Origin of the sequence: Hydrogenispora ethanolica (genome assembly GCF_004340685.1) — a bacterium.
GTDB classification, from domain to species: Bacteria; Bacillota; UBA4882; order UBA8346; family UBA8346; genus Hydrogenispora; species Hydrogenispora ethanolica.
In genome coordinates, this window is the sequence record NZ_SLUN01000055.1 from 1 (window position 1) to 20,457 (window position 20,457).

Genomic DNA, 20,457 nt, shown 5'->3' on the forward strand with positions numbered 1-20,457 from the left:
AAATTTTGCCCTTCTCAATTTGCTGGTTTTGTGACTTTTCATTAAAAAGGGAGTGTCGTTTACTACCTCTTTGGTAGTTTTGCGACACTCCCTTTCCTTTTCCATCCACTCCTTTGGCGGCCGTGGATCCTGTGGCGGAGAGCGCCGCGCTTACCGGGACCGTCGCGGTTGTCGCGGGGATCACTGCCGCTGTTCCTTTAGCTCTCCAAGCGATGACGGCAATCATTGCCACAGTTGTTTGGGTAGCAGATACCGAACCGGCGGGGGCTGCCACAGCCGGTTCGGTTGGAGAAATCCCCGGAGCGGCCGTCCCGGAGGCGTTTCGGTTGCTGCAACACCGCGCCGCCCCGGAGGGCTCAGCCGTGGGTCGATAGATTTTCGTCCGATTGATACAGAAGTTCGGCCTGATCCGGCCCGGTGCCCGGAATGCCGCAGGCATCGGCCTGGCAAAGCCGGCAAAATTGAGATACGGGGAGATATGCCTGGGCCGCCTGCCGCGCCTCGTGCAACTGCAACGGCGAGGGGACTTGGAAGGCACTGGGGTAGTGCCCGGGGTACAACGGAACGATATTAATCAGCGCCGCTCCCAGCTGCGCCATGACCTTGGCGATCTCGCCGATGTGGCGGTCGTTGACTCCCGGAATCAAAACGGTGTTGATCTTCACGGCGATCCCGAAGCCGATCAGCTTGCGGATCCCCGCCAGCTGCGCCGAGATGAGCAGGCGAGCGGCGTAATCGCCGGTGTAGTATTTCCCGTTCAGCAATACATACGAACAGATCTGCTTCAGCAAGTCGTAGCGCAACGCATTGACGGTCACGGCGACGGTCTTCACCCCGGCGGCCGCGATCCGTTCCGCCCGGTCGACCAGCATCAAGCCGTTGGTGCTGAGGCACTTAATCAAGGCGGGAAACTCCCGGTGAACCCGCTCCAAGGCTTCCAGCGCGTCACCGGTGGCCAAGGGATCACCGGGGCCGGATACGCCGACCACGGTCAGTTGCGGGCACAACTCCAACGCCCGGGCGACCAGCTCCACCGCCTGCTCCGGCGCGACCAGCGCGTCCGGCCCGGCGCATTTATTCGACCCGTTACTACAGTAACGGCATTGTATGTTGCAACTGGGACTGACCGGTAGATGCAACCGGCCGTATCGGAAATGGGCATCCGGATCGAAACAGGGGTGTTTATGGAAAAGCGCTTCTGCCGCACCGCGCTGGGGAATCACAATCAACCAATCCTTCCGGGCCGTGAACCCTTTTTAACCTCCATCCCCCGGTTGTGCGGAGTTCCGCATTACCGGCGGGGACTGTATTTATGCTATAACTGTTAGCTATATTTGTCAATAGCGTTACCGGACCAGGAGCTACCCGGCAGGGATGCCTTCGCGCCGCAGCGAACCGTGAAAGAATACAAAATTTCAGTGGATTTCATGATTGCAACTTCTGATAGATCATAGTATCATAAAAATTTGCAGTTTACTAATTTTGCGCAATTCTCAAAAAGCCGACCGGCCCAAAAGATTCCAGTTTAGCAGCGGTTCTTCCAGAAGCTGGTCTCCCTGATTTTTCTTTTGTGAATATTATTTTGGAAATATTGACATTTCCGCTCTTTTGTTATAATAATTGATTTGGTTTAATCATATAAGCTGGGCATGATGATCGATTTTGAAGCGGAGGTTGAGAGATGGCGGATTCCCTCATCAGTTTATTGAATGTTTCCAAAGATTATAACGGCAGTGAAGCCATTAAAGATATCACTCTCCACATCAAGCGCAATGAGTTTCTCACCATGCTTGGTCCCAGTGGTTGCGGTAAAACAACCACGCTCCGCATCATCGGCGGTTTTGAACATCCATCCGAAGGCCAGATCCTCTTCGAAGGAATCGACATCGACAGTCTGCCACCCTATAAGCGGAGGGTCAATACGGTCTTCCAAAAATACGCCTTGTTTCCCCATATGAATGTCTATGAAAACATCGCCTTCGGCTTAAAAATCAAAAAGCTGGAGAAAAAAGTGATCGACCGCAAGGTCGGCCTGATGCTAGAACTGGTCGCTCTGGCCGGCTATGAGCGGCGCGCCGTGAATTCGTTGAGCGGTGGCCAGCAGCAGCGGGTGGCCATTGCCCGGGCCCTGATCAACGAGCCCGATGTCCTGCTCCTGGATGAGCCGCTGGGCGCCTTGGACCTGCAGCTCCGGAAAGAGATGCAACTGGAGCTGAAAGCCATGCAGAAACGGCTGGGAATCACCTTCGTCTATATCACCCATGATCAGGAAGAAGCGCTGACCATGTCGGATACGGTGGTGGTCATGAACCGCGGCCGGATCCAGCAGATCGGCGAACCCGAAGCGATCTACAACGAACCGGTGAATTCATTTGTGGCCGGTTTCATCGGCGAAAGTAACATCGTCGAAGGGATCATGCTGGAGGATTTCCTGGTGGATATGGCGGGGAAACTGGTCCGCTGTTCGGATAAGGGGTTTGCCCGCAATGAAGCGGTCCAGGTGGTGATCCGCCCCGAGGACCTGAAGATCGTCGAGCCGGAAGAGGGCATTTTCAGCGGCATCGTCCGTTCCGCCACCTTTAAAGGCGTTCACTACGAGATGATCGTCGCGGCCGACGATATCCAATGGATCATTCACAGCACCCGCGTGCGGTCGGTCGGGATCGAAGTGGGACTGCGCGTTGATCCTTTCGATATCCACATCATGAAAAAGGTGATGGATTGATGAAAAAAACCTGGCCCGCTTACCCCTATATTTTTTGGATGGTCATCTTCACCGTGGTCCCACTCTCGCTGTTGCTCTATTTCAGCCTGACCACCAGGACCGCGGCTGGGGCGACGACCTTTTCGTGGGAGCATTTCGGTCGCTTTTTCGAGCCGATCTATCTCAAGGTGCTCTTCCGCTCGTTGCTGCTGGCGGGGATCAGCACCTTGTTCTGCTTGGTCCTCGGCTATCCGGCCGCCTTTATTCTGGCCGACCGGAAGCTGAATCATAAAAACACCCTGGTTTTATTGATGGTGCTCCCGATGTGGATGAACTTCCTGTTGCGCACCTATGCCTGGCTGACCCTGCTGGAGCGGAAAGGACTCATTAACACGCTGCTCGGCCACATCGGCCTGCCGCCGCTGAATCTGCTGTATAACGATTTTGCGGTCACCCTGGGGATGGTCTATAATTTCCTGCCCTTTATGGTCCTGCCGATTTATTCGGTACTGAGCAAAATCGATCACAGCCTGATCGAAGCCGCCGAGGACTTGGGCGCCGATCCCACCTACACCTTTCGCAAGGTGGTCTTCCCGTTGAGCCTCCCGGGAGTGGTCTCCGGCATCACCATGGTTTTCATGCCCGCGGTCACCACTTTCGTCATCTCCAGGCTTTTGGGCGGCGGCCAGTACACCCTGATCGGCAATCTCATCGAGCAACAGTTTCTGACCGTCGGCGATTGGAATTTCGGTTCGGCGATTTCGGTGGTCATGATGTTGATCATTCTGGTGGGAATGGGCTTCACCTCCCGCTATGAAAAAGGTCAGGAGGGCGGCGGCTTATGGTAAAACTCTTCATGAAGCGCGGCTATCTTTTCGGGATCTTTCTCTTTTTGTACGCGCCCATTATCGTCCTGGCCTTGTATTCGTTCAATAATTCCCATTCCCGCGGCGTCTGGGACGGCTTCACGCTCAAGTGGTATATTCAGATGTTCCAGGACCGGCAGATCCTGACCTCATTGTATTATTCCCTGGTGATAGGCACCATCGCCTCCCTGGTGGCCACCGTGATCGGAACCATGGCGGCCTTCGGGATCGATAATATGAAGAGTCTGCCCCAGGGGACGGTCATGAACCTGACCTATCTGCCGGTGCTCAACCCGGACATCGTGACCGGTATCGCGTTCATGCTCTTATATATCTTTCTCCACCTGCAGCTCGGCTTCATGACTTTATTGCTGTCACATGTGACTTTCAATATTCCCTATGTCATCCTTTCGGTACTGCCCCGCATCAAGCAGCTGGACCGGAGTATGTACGAGGCTGCGCTCGACCTGGGTGCCACGCCCGCTCTCGCCTTTCGCAAGGTAATCTTGCCGGAGATCATGCCGGGCGTGCTGACGGGGTTGTTGCTGTCATTCACTCTTTCTTTGGACGACTTCGTGATCAGTTTCTTTACGACCGGTTCGGGCGTGTCCAACCTTTCGATCACCATTTATTCCATGGCCCGCCGGGGCATCAATCCCAAGATTAATGCCCTTTCCACTCTCATGTTTGTCAGCGTGCTGACGCTGCTCATTATCGTCAACATTATGATGGCGCGGCAAAAAGCGGTCAAGTCAAAGGAGGCGTAGCGAAAAGTGAAAAAAGTTTTGGGTATCCTGTTCGTCCTGGCTATCTCCATTTCCGCCCTGCTCTTGGGCGGTTGCGGAGCCCCCAAAAAAGAACTGAACGTCTACAATTGGGGCGATTACATCGACGAATCGGTGTTGCGGGATTTCGAGAAGAAGTATCAGATCAAGGTGAATTACGATACCTTCACCACCAATGAGGATATGTACGTGAAGATCAAGGCCGGCGGCAGCCATTACGATGTGCTGGTTCCGTCGGATTACATGATTAAGCGGATGATCGACGAGGGAATGCTGGAGAAGCTGGATTTCGCCAAGATTCCCAATTACCGCTATATCGGAGCCGCTTTTAAAAACCTCGGCTACGATCCGCGGAATGAATATTCGATCCCTTATATGTGGGGCACCGTCGGTATTCTTTATAATAAAACGATGGTCACCGGCCAGCCGGATAGCTGGAAGATCCTCTGGGATAAAAAGTATGCCAAACAGATTCTAATGCTGGACAGCCAGCGGGACAGCATCGGCATCACCTTGAAAATGCTGGGTTACTCCCTGAACAGTAAAGACCCGGCCGAACTCGAGCAGGCCAAGAAAGCGCTGATCGAACAGAAACCGTTGGTGTTGGCCTACGTCGTTGACGAGGTCAAGGACAAGATGATCTCCGGCGAAGCGGCCCTGGCGGTCGTCTGGTCCGGCGACGCGGTTTACTGCCAACGTGAAAACAATGACCTCGGCTACTTCATCCCGAAGGAAGGCTCCAATCTCTGGTTTGACGCGCTGGTCATTCCGAAAGGCTCGCAACATAAAAAAGAAGCCGAACTGTTCCTCAACTACTTATGCGAGACCGGCATCGCTTACCGCAACGCCGATTATATCGGCTACGCCTCGCCGCATACCGGAGCAGTCAAAAAATTGCCGCGGGATCTCACGTCGGACCGCTCCTTCTACCCATTGCCCGAAGATCTGAAAAACTCCGAGGTCTTTGTGGACTTGGGCAGCAGAATGAAGGATTTCGATCGCATCTGGACCGAGGTCAAATCGCAATAAACTGAAGCCTCGGTATGAATTGATTTATGAAAGCGGCGCTCCCTGAGGAACGCCGCTTTTTCAATGCCAAGTTACCCGAACTTCCTTTCCCTTCAGCCTCCGGTTGATCATTCCTTTCACTATCCCGGAGACCAGACCCAAAGCGTGATCCATCCGCAGGTCGGTCACTTCGTCGATGCGGATCAGACCCGCCATGGCATCCGGGTCGACCCAGGCGTGAGTTTCGATGGCTGCTTGCCCTTGAAAAGAAAATCGCATCAGCTTCCGATACGTTCCGTTCATATCAAAACGGGCTTCAAACTGGCCGGGCTCGACACCCAACACCAGATCGTCCAGTCGGTTCAGGGTAAAGGTGGTGCCGTCTCCCGTACCCGAGACCGGCAAAATCCGGTTGATAGCCACCTGAAGCAACCGGCCGAAATTGTCCTTGCCTAAAACTTCCGCCGCGGCCGCCGGCGGCTCGCCGTACCAAAACTCTTTACCCGCCAGGCTTTTATCCGCTAGCTGGCGGGCTGCATCGCTGACCATTCCCGGTACCTTTTCCAGCCGCAATTCGTTGATCCGCAGCAATCTGAATCCCAGCTTCTGTTCGTCCGGGACCATCAATCCCGCCCCACTTAAGATGACTTGACCCGGCTGATGAATCCGGAAGAAACTCTTTTGATAGTCGACCGTAAAATCGCAATCCAGTCTGAACTGTTCCTGATCCCAATCCATCCGGAAACCGTTCAACCGGGTAATGGTGAGCGTCATGTCGCCGCTCTTGACCTCATGGGGGATGAGTTTTGCGGCGGCGACCTTCTCCAACAGAACCGCCGTGGTCTCCTGATCCAACGGCAGCCAGCGGGGCTCTTCCGCAAAGCTGCAGCATGACCAGGCTATCAGCAGCAACCAAAAGACGGCCAGCAGCCTTAGAGGTTTGGCGAGCCGTCCCGTCCGTTTTTCCCATAAGCCGTTCATATTGTCAATACCCTCTTTCTCAGTCCAAAAACACGCTTTGAAAACCTGCTCTTCCTATTGCGCGCGAATGCTCGCTTCCTTTCATGCCAAGATTTCCCGCCAGGTTTCCGGCTGACTATCCTATATCCCTCTTCAACGATCTGCTCCAGCCGGGCGTCAGTCGAGCCATTTAGCAATCTTCCCTAGATGATCGGCGATCAAATCCGGCTGGTGCGGAGACTCCGCCAGATCCTGTGGTTGAGTCTCTCCGCTCAGCACCAAAATAGTCGTAATCCCCGCTTGACGACCCATGGCGATATCGGTATAGAGCCGATCGCCGACCATGGCCACGGATTCGGGTTCCAAACCGAATTTGGCGCACAGCGCTTCCACCATTTCCGGATTCGGCTTGCCAATCACTTTGGGCGTCACTCCGGTGGCCGCCGTAATCAAGGAGGCCATCGCGCCGCAATCCGGAATCGGCCCTTCCGGAGTGGGGCAGTTGAGATCGGGATGGGTGGCGATGAACGGCACCCCGTTTCGCACCAGATCGCAGGCCAAACGAACTTTCTCATAGGTCAGGGTCAGGTCGAAGCCCAACACCACCGCCGCCGGTTGCCTGGGGGTTAGAACGAATCCGGCTTCCCGAAACTCTTCTTCCAAAGCAGGGGTCCCAATACAGCAAATCTCCTGGCCGAACCGGTGTTTCCGCAAATAATAAATGGTGGCTTCCCCGGAGGTGAAGATCTGCTCCGGCCGGGCCGCCACACCCAGCCGGGCCAGTTTGGCAACGTAATAGCGGGCATTTTGGGAAGAGTTGTTGGTGACAAAAATGAATTCTTTCCCCAGCCGTTGCAACCGGGCCAAAAACTCCAACGACCACGGAAAAAGCTGTTCTCCAAGATAGACCGTGCCGTCCAAATCCAGCAAAAAGGTACGGATCGCAGACAGCCGTTGCCGTATTTCGGCGGGAGGGTTTTGACTACAATGCACGGTTGCTCTCCTTTAGTTGTCGAACCCCGCTTCCGGAGGTTCGAGGATGATCGGCGCTGACTTCATGAGGGATGCGCTTGCGAACGGCCGTCATCGGCCGGCCATGACTTGCGCCGCCAGTTCCGGCAGGATCCCCAGTTCGTTGGCGAGAGTGAAGACGGAATAACGTTTCCGATAGTCTTTGGCGTAAAGCAGCGCATTTTGTAACAATTCCCGGTCGATTCCGATCTCGGCCGCATCTACCGGAGCCCCGATGCTCCGGTAGACGCTTCGCAGTTGCTCCCAGGAAGGCAAAAAAGCCAATTGTTGCCGGATCGCCGCCTGATTGCGCAGGAAAGTTTCGATGCGGCGTTCCTGTTCCGCTCCTTCCAAGTACAAATCGGGGTTATCGCGGATGATCGCCGGCCCCAGATCAGGGCCGTACTTGGCGACGACTTCCCGTTCTACGTCGGAGCGGGAAGGACGATTCCGGAGGATCTGAGCTACATTAAGGGAATTGAAATCCGTCTGCCAGAACTTTTCATAGCATTGCAGCGCATAACCGGTGGCCACGCCCACGGCCGCGCCGTGGCTGGGCGGCGTCTCCCGTCGTTGCAGCTTCATCATCTCCCAGTAGTGTGCCATGTTATGTTCAATGGAGGCCACCGGACGAGTATTGCCGATGACCAAAATGGTCAGTCCGGCCAGGATCAGGGCCTCCAGCAAACTTTGAATTCCGGCGCTGGTTTGGCTACGAATCGCCTCATCGGAGGCAATAGACTTTGCCACCGCCTGGAGCACCAGATCGACGCATACCGGACAATAGTCTTCCTGATTGATGATCCGGCTCAACACCCAATCCGCGACCGCAATGTATTTGCCGATCACATCGCCAAAACCCGCCAGGGTCATGGCATAAGGCGCCTGCCGGATAATCTCCAGATCACAAAGGAGGGTGCGCGGATACCCCGCCGGCTTATTCACCTTCAAGCCGTTATGGATTAACGGAGCGACCACCGAGACATACCCGTCCATGGAAGCCGCCGTTGCCACGCTGACAAAAGGCCTGCCTGTCTGATGCGCGACAAAGCGGGTCAGATCGGTAACGACCCCCGAGCCGACGGCCACCAAAAATTCGATCGACCGGTCGAGGTGCAGTAATATTTCCCCCAAAGCCGTTTGATCGGGCTCTAATAACACTTGCCGTTCCAGCCGGCACAGCTTGACTTGGAATCCGTCATCCCTTAGCAGCTGCTCAACCTGACGGCCGGCCACCGCATAGGTGTTCGGATCGGCAATGAGCAACGCATGCGTTCCGTAATCGCGCTGCCGGATGTAAGCGGAGCAACGATCAATGATTCCGCTCCCGATATAAATATCGATCTCGGGGTCATAATGAGGCATATTGCAATCACAGAGAATCTTCGGTAAGATCAAGCGGTGATCCTGTGAATATTCGATCCCAACCTTCACGCGCATCCCTCCCAGCGATTTCATCCAAGATATTTCTTTATCACCGTGGGAATTCCTCTCATTCCGCAATAAAATTGCATTGCCTCAACCCAAAAAAACCCTCTCCCTTGGGAGAAGGTTAAGCCATCATGGTCTTGACGCGGCCTACGATATCGCCCGGTGCGGATTAATGCTCGGGATTCCGGAGCAACGTTTTTAAAACTTCATGGAGTTCGCCGACCTGATATGGCTTGACAATGGCTTGCTGAAAGCCGTATTTTTTGAAGTCAGCGATCACCGGATCGTTGGAATACCCGCTGGATACTATCGCTTTGACTTGCGGATCGATCTCCAGTAGTTTACCGAGGGCCTCCTGACCGCCCATGCCCCTCGGAACCGTCAGATCCAGAACTACCGCGTCAAAAGGCTTTCCTTCGGCCAGCGCCTGTTGATAGACAGTCATTGCCGCGGCGCCGTCCTGGGTCAGCTCGACTTGGTATCCCAAATCGCTCAACAACTCGCCCATGCTGTTCAGCAGCATCTGCTCGTCATCCATCAACAGAATGCGGCCTCGAGGAGGATTTTCGGCTTCGCCGTCCGGTTTCATCCGCCTCCTTGGCTGACGAACCGCCGGCAGATAAATCTGAAAGGTACTGCCTTTTCCCAAAACGGATTGAACGTCGATCCAACCGCCATGGCGTTGCAGCACCGAATAGGTAATGGTTAGGCCAAGGCCCTTATTCTGAGCGCGGGTCGTGAAAAAAGGGTCGAAAATCTTGCCGAGATTTTCAGGAGAGATTCCTTCTCCGGTATCCGTAAGGGTGACCCGAAGATAATCGCCTTGCTTCAGCAAGCAGGGCGATTCATCGTCAATGACGGCATTTTCAGCCCGAATCTCAATCGTTCCGCCGCCCGGCATTGCTTGCGCGGCATTGTTCAGCAGATTCGTGATGACCAAACTAAGCTGGCTCACATCAAACTCCGCCTCCCACAAGTCGGCCGCGAAAACGAACTTGCTCTGAATCCGGGTCTCATGTAAGGTCATTTGGGTAATCCGAGTCAAGAGCTCGGTCATGCTGGCTTGCTTCTTGATGGGAGCCCCGCCTTTGGCGAAGACCAGCAGTTGCTTGGTAAGGCCGGCCGCATTTTGCGCAATCGTGATGGTCTCCCGCAGATATTTTTCCACCGGCTTCCCCTTGGCGGCCATGATTTCAATCAATTGGACATTGGCCATAATGGCGGCCAGATAGTTATTGAAATCATGGGCAATGCCCCCAGCCAGCATCCCCAGGGATTCCAAGCGGTGGGCCTTTTCCAGTTCCGCCTCCATCAACTTGGACTTGGAGATATCCCGGTGAATGGCGGTCACGCCAAATAAATTCCCATGAATGTCCCTGGCAGACGAGAGGCTGATGGAAACGTCGATCTTGCGGCCATCCTTTCCCATCCGCGTCGTCTGATAGATTTGGATATTCTCTCCTTTCCGGAGCATTTCGCCGATGGTTTGATATTCTCCGTAAAGTTCCGACGGAACGAGCATGGAATACGGCCTGCCGATGATTTCGGAAGCAGCATACCCATAAAGTTTCTCCGCTCCGCTGTTCCAATGGGTGACCCAGCCTTCCATGGTAAAGCTGATGATGGCGTCGTCGGTAAAATCGATAATATTGCGCAACTCATTCTCCACCGAAAAACGGTATAAGGTCTCGCCAACAAACGGGGTCAACAGTTCAACTTCTTCAATGGTTTTCAGCCGGATCCAATCCGCGCGGGGGTCAGCCATATGAATAAACCCGATCACCTTCTCCTGATGCAGGATCGGAACTGCCGCCACGCTGAAGTAGCCGTTCCTGATGCAGAAACCGCGAAAGCCCTTTTGAGCTTCCGGGGGCAGACCGGCGCAAAAATCCGCGATATTACCACAATAAAACGACCCGTTGTCAGAGAGCATTGCTCGGTTAAAAGTCTCCTTTTCACCATGAAGGACTCGAATACAGGGGCAATCGTTGCAATGGTAAGAAAGCCAGTTTTCCGCTTCCCAAAACCGCTTGCTGAATCCGACAAACGACTCGTAGGGAACGTCTCCCAACTCGTTTAAGACTCTTATTCCCACGCACTTGCAACCACTGCGTTGTTGAATCAATCGGGTGACCCGATTGAGAAAATCCTTGGCTGAAAGCTGTTCCTTGAGGATCTTCGCAAGCTCTAAGAAGGCTTGGAGTTTTTCATCGGCATGATCAGAATCCGTTTTTAAAGAAAGGTTTTCCACACATTCAGCGGTTTGTTTCTTTAAACAGTCGGCCGGATAATGGGAACTCGTTTCCTTGCTGATCGAATTGTTCATAATCGCCCTCCAGCTCTGTTTTTTCCGTTACAACCTCTCTTCAAACGAAAATCAGAATTTGGAGAAACTGCTAATTTTGTTTGACTTTTATTCTAACTTGACTACTTCATAAAATAAAGCTCTTTTTAACCTTATCATGACAATTTAATTTCGTATACAAACAGCCCTCCTCTCCATCTATTTCCATAATTAACAAAACGTCGGGGACGTCAATAAGTTTCAACGCTCTTTTTTCAAGAATGATAAAAGAGCGCGGTTTTAACACGAAGCCATTCTCTTTCCGTTCATTAAAAAAACGACCTTCATGGGCCGTTTTTTTGATTTTCCGCTTTCTGGATGCAATTATCGTATTCCGGGAGTTTCGTTCCCGAAAAGGTTATCGAAAGTTTGATTACCGGGATAAGTCTGCATGCTCCACCGCCGCTTTGGTTTGGGGGAAGCCGAGTTCCATCCGGAGTTCATCCCGGTTTAAAGTAGCCGTTCCCATCTTCCGCACGACGATCCCGGCAGCGATGTTTGCCAGACTGGCTGCAGTGAGAAAATCCAATCCCGAAGTCAACCCCAGTATCATCATGCTGGCTACAGTATCCCCAGCCCCACTGACATCGACCACTTCAGATTTGTTATAAACCGGTAGATGATGGATGGCGCCATCCGGTAAAAACAGCGACATTCCTTCGGGACCCCGGGTGATCAGCACTGCCTGGCAATGGAGCGAGGTTAGAATTTCCCGGCCGGCATCCTCCAATTGGCTCAAATTGCGAATGGAATAACCTACAAATCGCGATGCTTCTTCGAGATTCGGCGTGACGATCGTCGCACCCTGATAACCGGCGATTTGATGCGAGTCGACCAAAACCAGCTTGTGGGCCTGTGTGGCCATATCCAGCAGTTCCTGACGGAACAGCCCTGATAATAACGGCAAACCGTAATCCGAGATGTGAATGCCATCCACTACTTGAATGGCCGCAAACAGCCGTTCTTGGAAGAACGACCAGCCCTCCCCTTCCAATTCCCCTTGAGGCGTACGGTCTACCCGTAACATCTGCTGGCGCACTCCATGTTCGGCAGCTGCCAGAATTCTGGTTTTTGTACAAGTGGGAAGGACTCGACTTTGGTAGATCCATTGGCTGTTAATTCCCTTCGCCGACAACAATTCCAGCATTTCTCGGCCCACCGAATCCAATCCAATGATCCCCGCCAAATAAACCTCACCGGCCAACGTCGCCAGATTGTGGGCGGCATTCGCCGCGCCCCCCAGCACAGTCCGCTGAGTTTGCTGCTCTAAAATCAGGACCGGTGCTTCTCGGGAGATCCGGGAGATCATGCCGTCGATATAAATATCGGAAATAATGTCCCCGATTACCAAGATTTTGGGCCTGTCGATCTTGGCCAAAGCGCACTGCAGTTCAACAGTATTCACCATGGAATGCTCCTTCTCGCAGATTCATTAGAAGCGTTGTGATAAACCCTAACCGAAGGGCAGGTTGAACACAAAAGCTCAGAGAAGCAAGTGATAAAGTCGTTAAAATTGACTTCATAAAGATTTTTTGATTCGACAGACTTTATCACATGGCTTTTAGAAGCGTTGTGATAAACCCTGTCCGAAGGGCCAGGGTGAACACAAAAGCTCAGAAAAGCAAGTGATAAAGCCGTTTTTTAGTCCATTGAAAGGCTGATTTCCGTTTCGAGAGACTTTATCACATGGCTTTTAGAAAACAGCAGCAATGGTGCCCCCGATGTCAAGGCTATCCTGCCGGGCAATTGACTTCTTTTCCATTCTCCAAAACAATTATAGCGGATTCATCGTTAAAACTCCAGGTGAACGATCTAAAAATATTTTTCTCAATACAGATACTTTTTTAGGATTTACCGGTTTTCCTACAAAATTCGTTTCAGGTTTCCGAGATCTTTACGTAAAAATTTGTTATTATGGAAAGGAGGGATTTCCTTATCCAAATGTTTTAATCCTTGTGGAAATCAATTGATGCCGGGAGTTACCGGCAAAGCCAGATAACTGTCGTCGATTGAAGCGATCGTCAGCAAGTTTAACAACGTTTTGGCCTGAATGGATGCCGCATTTCGCACTTGCAGGGTAAACTGTTGATTGGAGGCCCGCTCTGTGTCGGATATCTACTACCATGTTTTTCACTCCTCTCCATTGGCTTTACTCATCATTCAAGATGGGCTGGTCCAGCTGGCGAATCCCATGTCGCTCCGGTTATTCGGCTATACCCGTGAGGAAGAACTCCGAAACTTTCCCATCAAGCTTCTGCTTAACGGGCTGGATTTTTCACAGTCCGTTGCGGTGCAACAGCCTGGATTGACGGGTCCCAGCTTCATTACCTACCCCTTTCAGGTGCGAAATCACCAAAATACCGTAATCCACTTGGTTGGTTGTTTCTCGGCTGTACAATACAATGGTCGTCCGGCAATTCTGGCCCAATTTTGGCAGGAAAATATTTGGCGCGTGGCGCAGAGCGCCGAGAGCGCAACTGCTGAAATCCCCCAATCCAAATATAAAGAAGTAATGGACTCGCTTCATGAAGTCGTTTTTGAAATGGATTTGCAGGCAAGGATCACTTTTGCCAACACCAAAGCGTTTGAGTTTTTCGGGGTGACCGAAGCGGATTACCGGCGGGGAATCAATGCTCTGGATTATGTCGTACCCTCGGAACGGGAACGCATGCGTGATAATATCGGCAAGGTACTCCGGGGCGAGAAGGATGGGGTTACCGAATATCTGGTCCGAAAAAAAGGCGGCGACGTTTTTCCGGTGATCATCCACTCCACTCGCATCATGCGGGACGGAAAACCGGTCGGGCTGAGCGGCATCATCGTCGATATTACGGAACGGAAAATCGCGGAGGAAAAGTTAAAACACCTCAGCCAACACGATACCTTGACCGGTCTTTATAACCGCTCCTATTTCGAGCACGCGATGCTCAAACTGAAAGCGAATAAGGCTCCGGCCGGGATCATCATCTGCGATGTCGACGGCTTAAAGTTAATCAACGACACACTCGGTCATAGTTACGGCGACCAACTCATCACCATGACCGCCAATCTCCTGCGCCAGACATTCCAAGGCAGTGGTGACGTGGTGGCTCGAATCGGCGGCGACGAATTCGCCATTCTATGTTCCCATAGCAACGCCGGCATTCTGCAGGATCTCATCTCCCAGTTTCATTCGGCCATCGCCAAACACAACCAAGTCCATCCCCAGATTCCGATCAGTGTGTCCTGCGGCTTTGCGAGTCGGGAAAACGAAACCATGAGTCCTGACGAACTTTTTAAAGCGGCCGACGATAATATGTACAAGGAGAAGCTGTCCAACCGGCAGAACAATCGGGATTCAGTGATCCAGATGTTGATGAATGCGCTGGAACCCAGGGATTATCTTTCCGACGGTCATGCCGAACGGCTGCAAGACTTAGTGGTCCGCTTCGCCGTGAGGATCGGGCTTCCAGCGGAGTGCCACAGCGATCTCCGTCTTTTCGCCAAGTTTCATGATATCGGGAAAGTAGGGATTCCCGATCAGATTCTGTTCAAGAGCGGACCGCTCACCAAGGAAGAGGAGCGCGAAGTACAACGCCACCCGGAGATCGGATACCGGATCGCGCAATCGACGCCCGATCTGGTGCCGATTGCGGAATGGATCCTAAAACACCATGAGTGGTGGAATGGGAATGGCTATCCTCTGGGAATCGCCGGCGATTCCATCCCTCTGGAATGCCGGATTCTGGCCATCGCCGACGCTTTCGATACGATGACCAACGACCGGCCCTATCGGAAAGCCATCCCGGTGCCGGCCGCGCTGAACGAGTTGAAAAAAGCCTCCGGAGTACAGTTTGATCCGCAATTGGTACCGTTGTTAGCGGATGTCATCGAGCATTAGTTCCAGCCGCCGTTATTGCACCTTTCCCAAAAAGCCCTGCACACCGGTCATGATCATCTGCGCCGCCAGTGCCGCCAGGATCAGTCCGGTTATCTTACTCAAGATGGTCAATCCTTGCTTTTTGACAAAACGCTCCACCGAACCGCTCAAGTAAAGTAACATCCCCACGCTCAAAACTGCGGCGCATAATGCGGAAATCCCGATCACCCGCTCCCAGACGCGCTGCAGCTCCACTCCCATCACCAGCAGCGCCCCGGTTGTTGCCGGGCCGACCGTTACCGGGATCGCCAGCGGTACCACGGAAATATCTTCGGCACCATCCTTGGCCGGATAAGCGTCGGTCCCCATAACCAGTGAAATCGCTGAAAGAATCAGCAATACCCCGGTTCCGATCCGGAAGGAGTTCAACGTAATCCCGAACCACTGAAAGATATAATCGCCGATCAAAAAGATAATGATACAAATGATGATCACCGCGGCAGTCACTTTTACCGAGAGTTTTTTCCGGGCAGCGATGTTCATGTCCCGGGTCATCGACAAAAAGGTCGATAAAAGAAAAAAAGGGGTCAGTAAGAAGAAAAATTTGATATAGATATTAATAAACTGAGTTTCCATAACGACTCCTGTTGCTAAATTTTCAATGAACGATCGGTGTCCGCATGAAAGACGGCATCGCCCGGACTGCCCTCAAAACCGCGGTAAAACACGCCCGCTCGATTCCGAAGGACCCAAGATGGCTCGCGAGAATGCCGGGTTATTCCGCCGGATAGAGTTTTTGTTTTAAGTTGTACAACAGCTGCTGCGCATTGCGGCCATGGGCGGGGTAAGCGGCAATTATCATTTTAATCTCGGGAAAAAGAATCTCCCGGATCTTTTGGGCAACAATCTCGGCCCCGGACCCATCGGTAAACGGCAACAACACCAAGATGTCGCGGCCGTTACAATAGACGGTATCGATCTCCCGCAGCCGCATTCGCAGTTGTTCGCGCAGATTGTGGATATCCCAGGGGTTCGAGAGATGATCTCTGGGATTGAGCATTCGGACGCCCAGGGCCGATAAAGAGGTCCCACCGCGTTCGGCGCGTTTGATCTCGTTACTGGTCTGAAGTACCATCTCCGGATCCGGCCAATTTTGCCTTTTATACTCTAGAGTCCGGTGCACCTTGGATAGCAAGACCTTACCGGAAAAAGGCTTCACGATGTAGTCATTGGCGTGGGCTCGCAAGGCCCTTCCGACGCTCTCCGGGTCCGAACGGCTGGTCAGTACGATTACCGGCAGGTTCGGCCATTGTTCTTCAGCGCGGATCTTCTCCAGCGCAGTGAGTCCGTCCATGCCGGGCAAGGAAATGTCGATGATCAACAGATCCACGTCCTTGTACTGGTTGGGATAACGAAAGAACGGCTCGGCGCTTTCCAACTCCGTCAGTTCGAATTCTGCCTGCCGGAGGGCTTGTTTGACGGCGATCCGGCCGATCGAGGAATCATCGATGATCAAGATCTTTAGCTTGGAAACCAATTCTGCTGCCTCCTAATATTAGGATGAAATAAATTTCTTCACGCAGATTTGCATCGTAAGGCCGAATGCCAAAAATCAAAGCGGAGTTTATTTCATCCTATTCCAGCGGTAAATAAGTTGAATCAAATCCCTTCATTTTTCCATCATGGCCCACTGGACATGGTGCTTATTTGAAATTGAATTCAACTTATACAACGCCCTCAGCTCCGGCGACAGATACCGGGCTATGCTCCCCCAAAGCAAGGCCCGGCCCTTCCTTACTGCGCCGTCATCATTCGGCAACCGGAATCGCCGCAATCGTTCGCAGAACGTAGTCAATATCCGCCGCCTGAATGTCTTTGTGAGTGACGAACCGGACTGCCGGGCCGCCGCTGGAGTTGGCCTTGATCCCCGCCTCCTGCAGCCGGGCCAGCAATGACTCCACGGATATCCGGGCTTCGTCGACCTCGAAAACAATAATATTGGTCTGAACCCGCTCCGGTTGGATCCGGATGAACGGGATTTCTGCAAGGCCGACGGCAAGCTGCCGCGCCAACTGGTGATCCTCAGCCAAGCGGTTGACCGTTTTTTCTAAAGCCACCAAGCCGGCGGCGGCCATGATTCCGATCTGCCGGAAACCGCCACCTACCATTTTCCGCCACTTGCGGGCCCGCTCGATCAGTTCCCGCGAGCCCACGACCACTGAACCCATGGGCGCTCCCAATCCCTTGGAAAGGCAGAATTGAACGGTATCGGCCCCCCGGACCAACTCGCGGACATCACAACCGCAAGCCACCGCCGCATTGAAGATGCGGGCCCCGTCGATATGCACTCTGAGTCCCAACTCCCGGGCGCATCCCATGAGCGCCGCCGTCTGCGAGGGCGTGTACACCGCGCCACCGCCCCGGTTATGGGTGTTTTCCAGGCATAGCAAAGCCGGGTTGGGGTAATGAATGTTCGTGGAGCGGCAGTACTTGCGGAGCGATTCCGGCGTGATGATACCCCAGTCGCCGGGGATCAGGCGGGGCGTAGCGCCGGCCAGCGCCGCAATCCCCCCGACCTCGTAATAGTAGATATGACTCTCAGCTTCCAGAAATACTTCATCGCCCCGCCCGGTCTGGGTCAACAAAGCCACCAGATTGCCCATGGTTCCGCTGGCCACAAACAGAGCCGACTCAAATCCGAGCTTGGCGGCTGCCGCCTCTTCCAGCCGGCGCACGGTCGGATCTTCGCCATAGACGTCATCACCCACTTCGGCGCGGTACATCGCCTCCCGCATCTCCGGGGTGGGTTGGGTTACCGTATCGCTCCGCAGATCCACCTGTCGCAAAATAACTCCTCCTCAACGCAAATTAAGACTAAACGACCATCAAATCAGCAGATGATTATTTTTTTGGCATCTATATAGGATGAAAATAAATTCTTAACTAAGATTTGCATTCCTAATGCAACGACCTTTAACAAAGCCGTTTGCATAGCAAAGCCGAATGTAAATAAAACGAAGCGGAATTTAGTTCAACTTATCTATTAAATTGGCGTAATTTTTAAGAATTCCTCTCCCAAATTGTTTGACATGAAACATTAACATCCACCCAAAATAAGAATGCCTTTCCGGAATAATCAAACTACGGAAAGGCATTCTTCGGCTGATCCTCATGCCATAGGAAGCATTGCGCGGAAGTTGCGTCTCAGGAACGACGGCAAACACAAGGAAGGCGGTCCGGTGTCCTACATCCGGCCATAGATATATTCCTCCAAATAGCGGTTGACGATCTCTACCTCCTGCAGTTTATGTTTGACGATATCCCCGATAGAGACGATCCCGACGATGCCTTGCTTGGTAACGATCGGCAAGTGGCGGATCCGGTTCTGGGTCATGATCCCCATTACATAATTCAGATCGTCGTCGGGGATCGCCACGATTAAATTGGTGGTCATACAATCCTTAACCTTTTTGGTATCCAAAGCATTGCGGTCTTGATAGATCAGCTGCAAAACATCGCGTTCCGAAATAATCCCGACAATCTTAACGTCGTCGCACACGACCAAGGCTCCAATCTTGTGTTCGATCAAGCGGCCCAGCGCCACCGCCAGCGCTTCATCGGGAGTCGTGGTGATAACCGTCTGTCCTTTGCTTTTCAAAAGATCGGCGACTTTCATTTTGGCTTACCCCCTGTCTTTATTATTTTTTTCCAGTAGATCAGCAAAACTGCCCCGTGCCGTATAATGGGTATGCAGCAACTCGTGGGATTTATGCCCCAGCGGTTTTTCCAGGTATTCTTGGTACAAGCGCGTGATGAATGGATTTTGGTGCGACTTGCGCAGCTCCTTCCCCTCATCTTCCTGATAGATGGCTGCCATTCGCTTTTGACGGATGGCGTTGTTGGTGGGCCGGGGTTGCCCGCCGCCGCTGATGCATCCGCCGGGGCAGCCCATCACTTCAATGAAATGATAGGGCGACTCCCCTTGGGCAACCTGCTCCATCAGTTTTCTGGCCCCCGAGAGCCCGCTGGTGACCGCCACTTTGAGGGTAACCCCGTTTAAGAAATCATAGGCTTCCAGCGGATCGGTGATGGTGATTTCTGCCGTTTTGATTGAACTTAATCCGCTGAGCGGAGTGATGCGCAGTCCGTCGAAGGGCAATTCCCTGCCGGTCACCACTTCGTGCACGGTCCGCAAAGCCGCTTCCATGACGCCGCCGCTCGTGGCAAAGATATCGGCCGCTCCCGTGGAGAGACCCAACGGATCGTCAAACTGCCCGTCAGCCAATTTCTCAAAATCAATCCCGGCGTCCTTGATCATCTTCGCCAGCTCTCTGGTGGTCAACACCGCGTCGACATTGGGGTAACCATCGTTCGCCAGCTCCGGCCGGGTGATCTCAAATTTCTTGGCGGTGCAGGGCATTACCGATACGACGAACAGATCTTGGGGTGCGACCCCGCTGCGGGCGGCGTAAAACGATTTGACGAGCGCTCCCAGCATCATATGCGGCGATTTGCAGGTCGACAGATGGCCCAACTTCTGGGGAAAGCGATGTTCGATATATTTGATCCATCCCGGGCTGCAACTGGTCACCATCGGCAACTCAGCCGGTTTCCCATGGCAAGCGTCGCTGATTCGGGCCAGCAGTTCGTGACCTTCTTCGATAATCGTCAGATCGGCCGCGAAATTGGTGTCGAACACGGCGTCGAATCCCATCTCCCGCAGCGCGGTGATCATTTTCCCGGTGACCAGCGTTCCCGGCTCAAGGCCGAACTCCTCGCCCAGGGCGGCCCGGATGGCCGGGGCGGTTTGGATAATCACCCGTTTGTCCGGCGCGAATAACGCCCGCCAAACCGGTTGGGTCGAATCCTTCTCCTGCAGCGCCCCCACCGGGCAGACCGTGGTGCACTGGCCGCAAAAAGCGCAGTCAGCCGAGTTCAAGGGAAGATCGGCCGCCGGCCCGATCACGGTTTTAAAGCCTCGCTTTTGGGCGTTCAGCACGCCCACGCCCTGGATCTGATTGCAAATCGTGACGCAGCGCCGGCACAGAATGCATTTGGCGGTATCCCGGACAATCGACGGCGAGGAGGTATCCACCGCCGTATGCGAGCGCTCTCCTTCAAACCGGAGATCGCTGATCTGGAGCAATTCCCCCAGTTTTTGAAACTCGCAATTCTGGTTGCGGCCGCAGCTCAAACAGTCGCGGGGATGATCGGACAACATCAATTCGTACAGAATCTGGCGGGCCTTTCTGACCTTCTCGGTATGAGTATGGACCACCATTCCCTCTTGCGCCGTGACCATACAGGAGGCTTGGAGCGTTTTGGCCCCTTCCACCTCGACCACGCAGATCCGGCAGGAACCGATCTGGTGGACCCCTTCCAAGTAGCAAAAATGCGGGATCAGGATGTTGTTTTGTCTGGCTGCTTCAAAGATGGTGGTGCCCTCCGGGACGGCCACCGGTTTACGATTGATCGTCAGATTGACCATG

Annotated in this window: 17 protein-coding genes; 5 read left to right on the top strand and 12 right to left on the bottom strand. The window is 53.3% G+C overall.

All coding sequences use genetic code 11. From position 1 onward, the window contains the following. Together EDC14_RS27110 and EDC14_RS25010 are read right to left on the bottom strand one after the other, a co-directional pair. Positions 1-226: hypothetical protein (locus EDC14_RS27110; RefSeq protein ID WP_207930792.1), on the bottom strand; the 226-nt coding region annotated here is incomplete at its 3' end. Between the two features lie 130 nt (positions 227-356). Beyond that, positions 357-1,223 carry a radical SAM protein gene (locus tag EDC14_RS25010; RefSeq protein ID WP_243663115.1) on the bottom strand — a complete coding sequence of 289 codons (867 nt, stop codon included), beginning with the start codon at positions 1,221-1,223 and terminating at the stop codon, positions 357-359. A gap of 458 nt (positions 1,224-1,681) precedes the next feature. On the opposite strand from EDC14_RS25010, the gene potA reads away from it, so the two are divergent. From potA to EDC14_RS25030, 4 genes are read left to right on the top strand one after another with little or no spacing between them, the layout of a single operon-like run. Beyond that, on the top strand, positions 1,682-2,725 hold the full coding sequence (gene potA / locus EDC14_RS25015) for a spermidine/putrescine ABC transporter ATP-binding protein (protein WP_132017633.1): 1,044 nt from the start codon (positions 1,682-1,684) through the stop codon (positions 2,723-2,725). Further along, complete coding sequence (locus EDC14_RS25020) at positions 2,725-3,552, top strand: ABC transporter permease (RefSeq protein ID WP_132017635.1); 828 nt, start codon at positions 2,725-2,727, stop codon at positions 3,550-3,552. Before potA ends, EDC14_RS25020 begins: the two co-directional genes overlap by 1 nt. Continuing rightward, entirely contained in the window at positions 3,546-4,337 is a 792-nt protein-coding gene (locus EDC14_RS25025; RefSeq protein WP_132017637.1) for an ABC transporter permease, read from the top strand. The genes EDC14_RS25020 and EDC14_RS25025 overlap by 7 nt, the downstream gene beginning before the upstream one ends. 6 nt (positions 4,338-4,343) lie before the next feature. Beyond that, positions 4,344-5,384, top strand: a complete 1,041-nt coding sequence (locus EDC14_RS25030) for an ABC transporter substrate-binding protein (protein ID WP_132017639.1) — start codon at positions 4,344-4,346, stop codon at positions 5,382-5,384. Positions 5,385-5,444: 60 nt separating this feature from the next. Here the strand turns inward: EDC14_RS25030 and EDC14_RS25035 are convergent, their stop codons facing one another. The 5 genes from EDC14_RS25035 to EDC14_RS25055 form a co-directional block, all read right to left on the bottom strand. Continuing rightward, positions 5,445-6,344, bottom strand: coding sequence for a hypothetical protein (locus EDC14_RS25035; RefSeq protein ID WP_132017641.1), 900 nt, complete (start codon positions 6,342-6,344; stop codon positions 5,445-5,447). A 156-nt stretch (positions 6,345-6,500) separates the two neighbouring features. Next, the gene (locus EDC14_RS25040; RefSeq protein ID WP_243663114.1) at positions 6,501-7,316 is read right to left on the bottom strand and encodes an HAD-IIA family hydrolase; all 816 of its coding nucleotides are present in this window, start codon (positions 7,314-7,316) and stop codon (positions 6,501-6,503) included. A gap of 90 nt (positions 7,317-7,406) precedes the next feature. Beyond that, positions 7,407-8,768, bottom strand: coding sequence for a sn-glycerol-1-phosphate dehydrogenase (locus EDC14_RS25045; protein WP_165908315.1), 1,362 nt, complete (start codon positions 8,766-8,768; stop codon positions 7,407-7,409). A 166-nt stretch (positions 8,769-8,934) separates the two neighbouring features. Next, positions 8,935-11,091, bottom strand: a complete 2,157-nt coding sequence (locus EDC14_RS25050) for a hybrid sensor histidine kinase/response regulator (protein ID WP_132017645.1) — start codon at positions 11,089-11,091, stop codon at positions 8,935-8,937. A gap of 391 nt (positions 11,092-11,482) precedes the next feature. After that, positions 11,483-12,514, bottom strand: a complete 1,032-nt coding sequence (locus EDC14_RS25055; protein WP_207930793.1) for a bifunctional heptose 7-phosphate kinase/heptose 1-phosphate adenyltransferase — start codon at positions 12,512-12,514, stop codon at positions 11,483-11,485. 699 nt (positions 12,515-13,213) lie between these two features. Here EDC14_RS25055 and EDC14_RS25060 point away from each other — a divergent pair. After that, positions 13,214-14,989: a bifunctional diguanylate cyclase/phosphohydrolase gene (locus tag EDC14_RS25060; protein ID WP_165908316.1), complete on the top strand. Its 1,776-nt coding sequence runs from the start codon at positions 13,214-13,216 to the stop codon at positions 14,987-14,989. A gap of 12 nt (positions 14,990-15,001) precedes the next feature. Here EDC14_RS25060 and EDC14_RS25065 read toward each other — a convergent pair whose 3' ends face one another. From EDC14_RS25065 to EDC14_RS25085, 5 genes are all read right to left on the bottom strand, one after another. Beyond that, positions 15,002-15,604: a MarC family protein gene (locus EDC14_RS25065; protein ID WP_132017651.1), complete on the bottom strand. Its 603-nt coding sequence runs from the start codon at positions 15,602-15,604 to the stop codon at positions 15,002-15,004. 139 nt (positions 15,605-15,743) lie between these two features. Then, entirely contained in the window at positions 15,744-16,505 is a 762-nt protein-coding gene (locus tag EDC14_RS25070; protein ID WP_132017653.1) for a response regulator, read from the bottom strand. Between the two features lie 271 nt (positions 16,506-16,776). Then, positions 16,777-17,805, bottom strand: a complete 1,029-nt coding sequence (locus EDC14_RS25075; protein WP_341540194.1) for a threonine aldolase family protein — start codon at positions 17,803-17,805, stop codon at positions 16,777-16,779. Between the two features lie 407 nt (positions 17,806-18,212). Further along, positions 18,213-18,644, bottom strand: a complete 432-nt coding sequence (locus EDC14_RS25080; protein WP_132017656.1) for a CBS domain-containing protein — start codon at positions 18,642-18,644, stop codon at positions 18,213-18,215. Between the two features lie 6 nt (positions 18,645-18,650). Next, positions 18,651-20,456 (bottom strand): NADH-dependent [FeFe] hydrogenase, group A6, encoded by a 1,806-nt coding sequence (locus EDC14_RS25085; protein ID WP_132017657.1) that lies wholly within the window; start codon positions 20,454-20,456, stop codon positions 18,651-18,653. Position 20,457 lies beyond the last annotated feature (1 nt).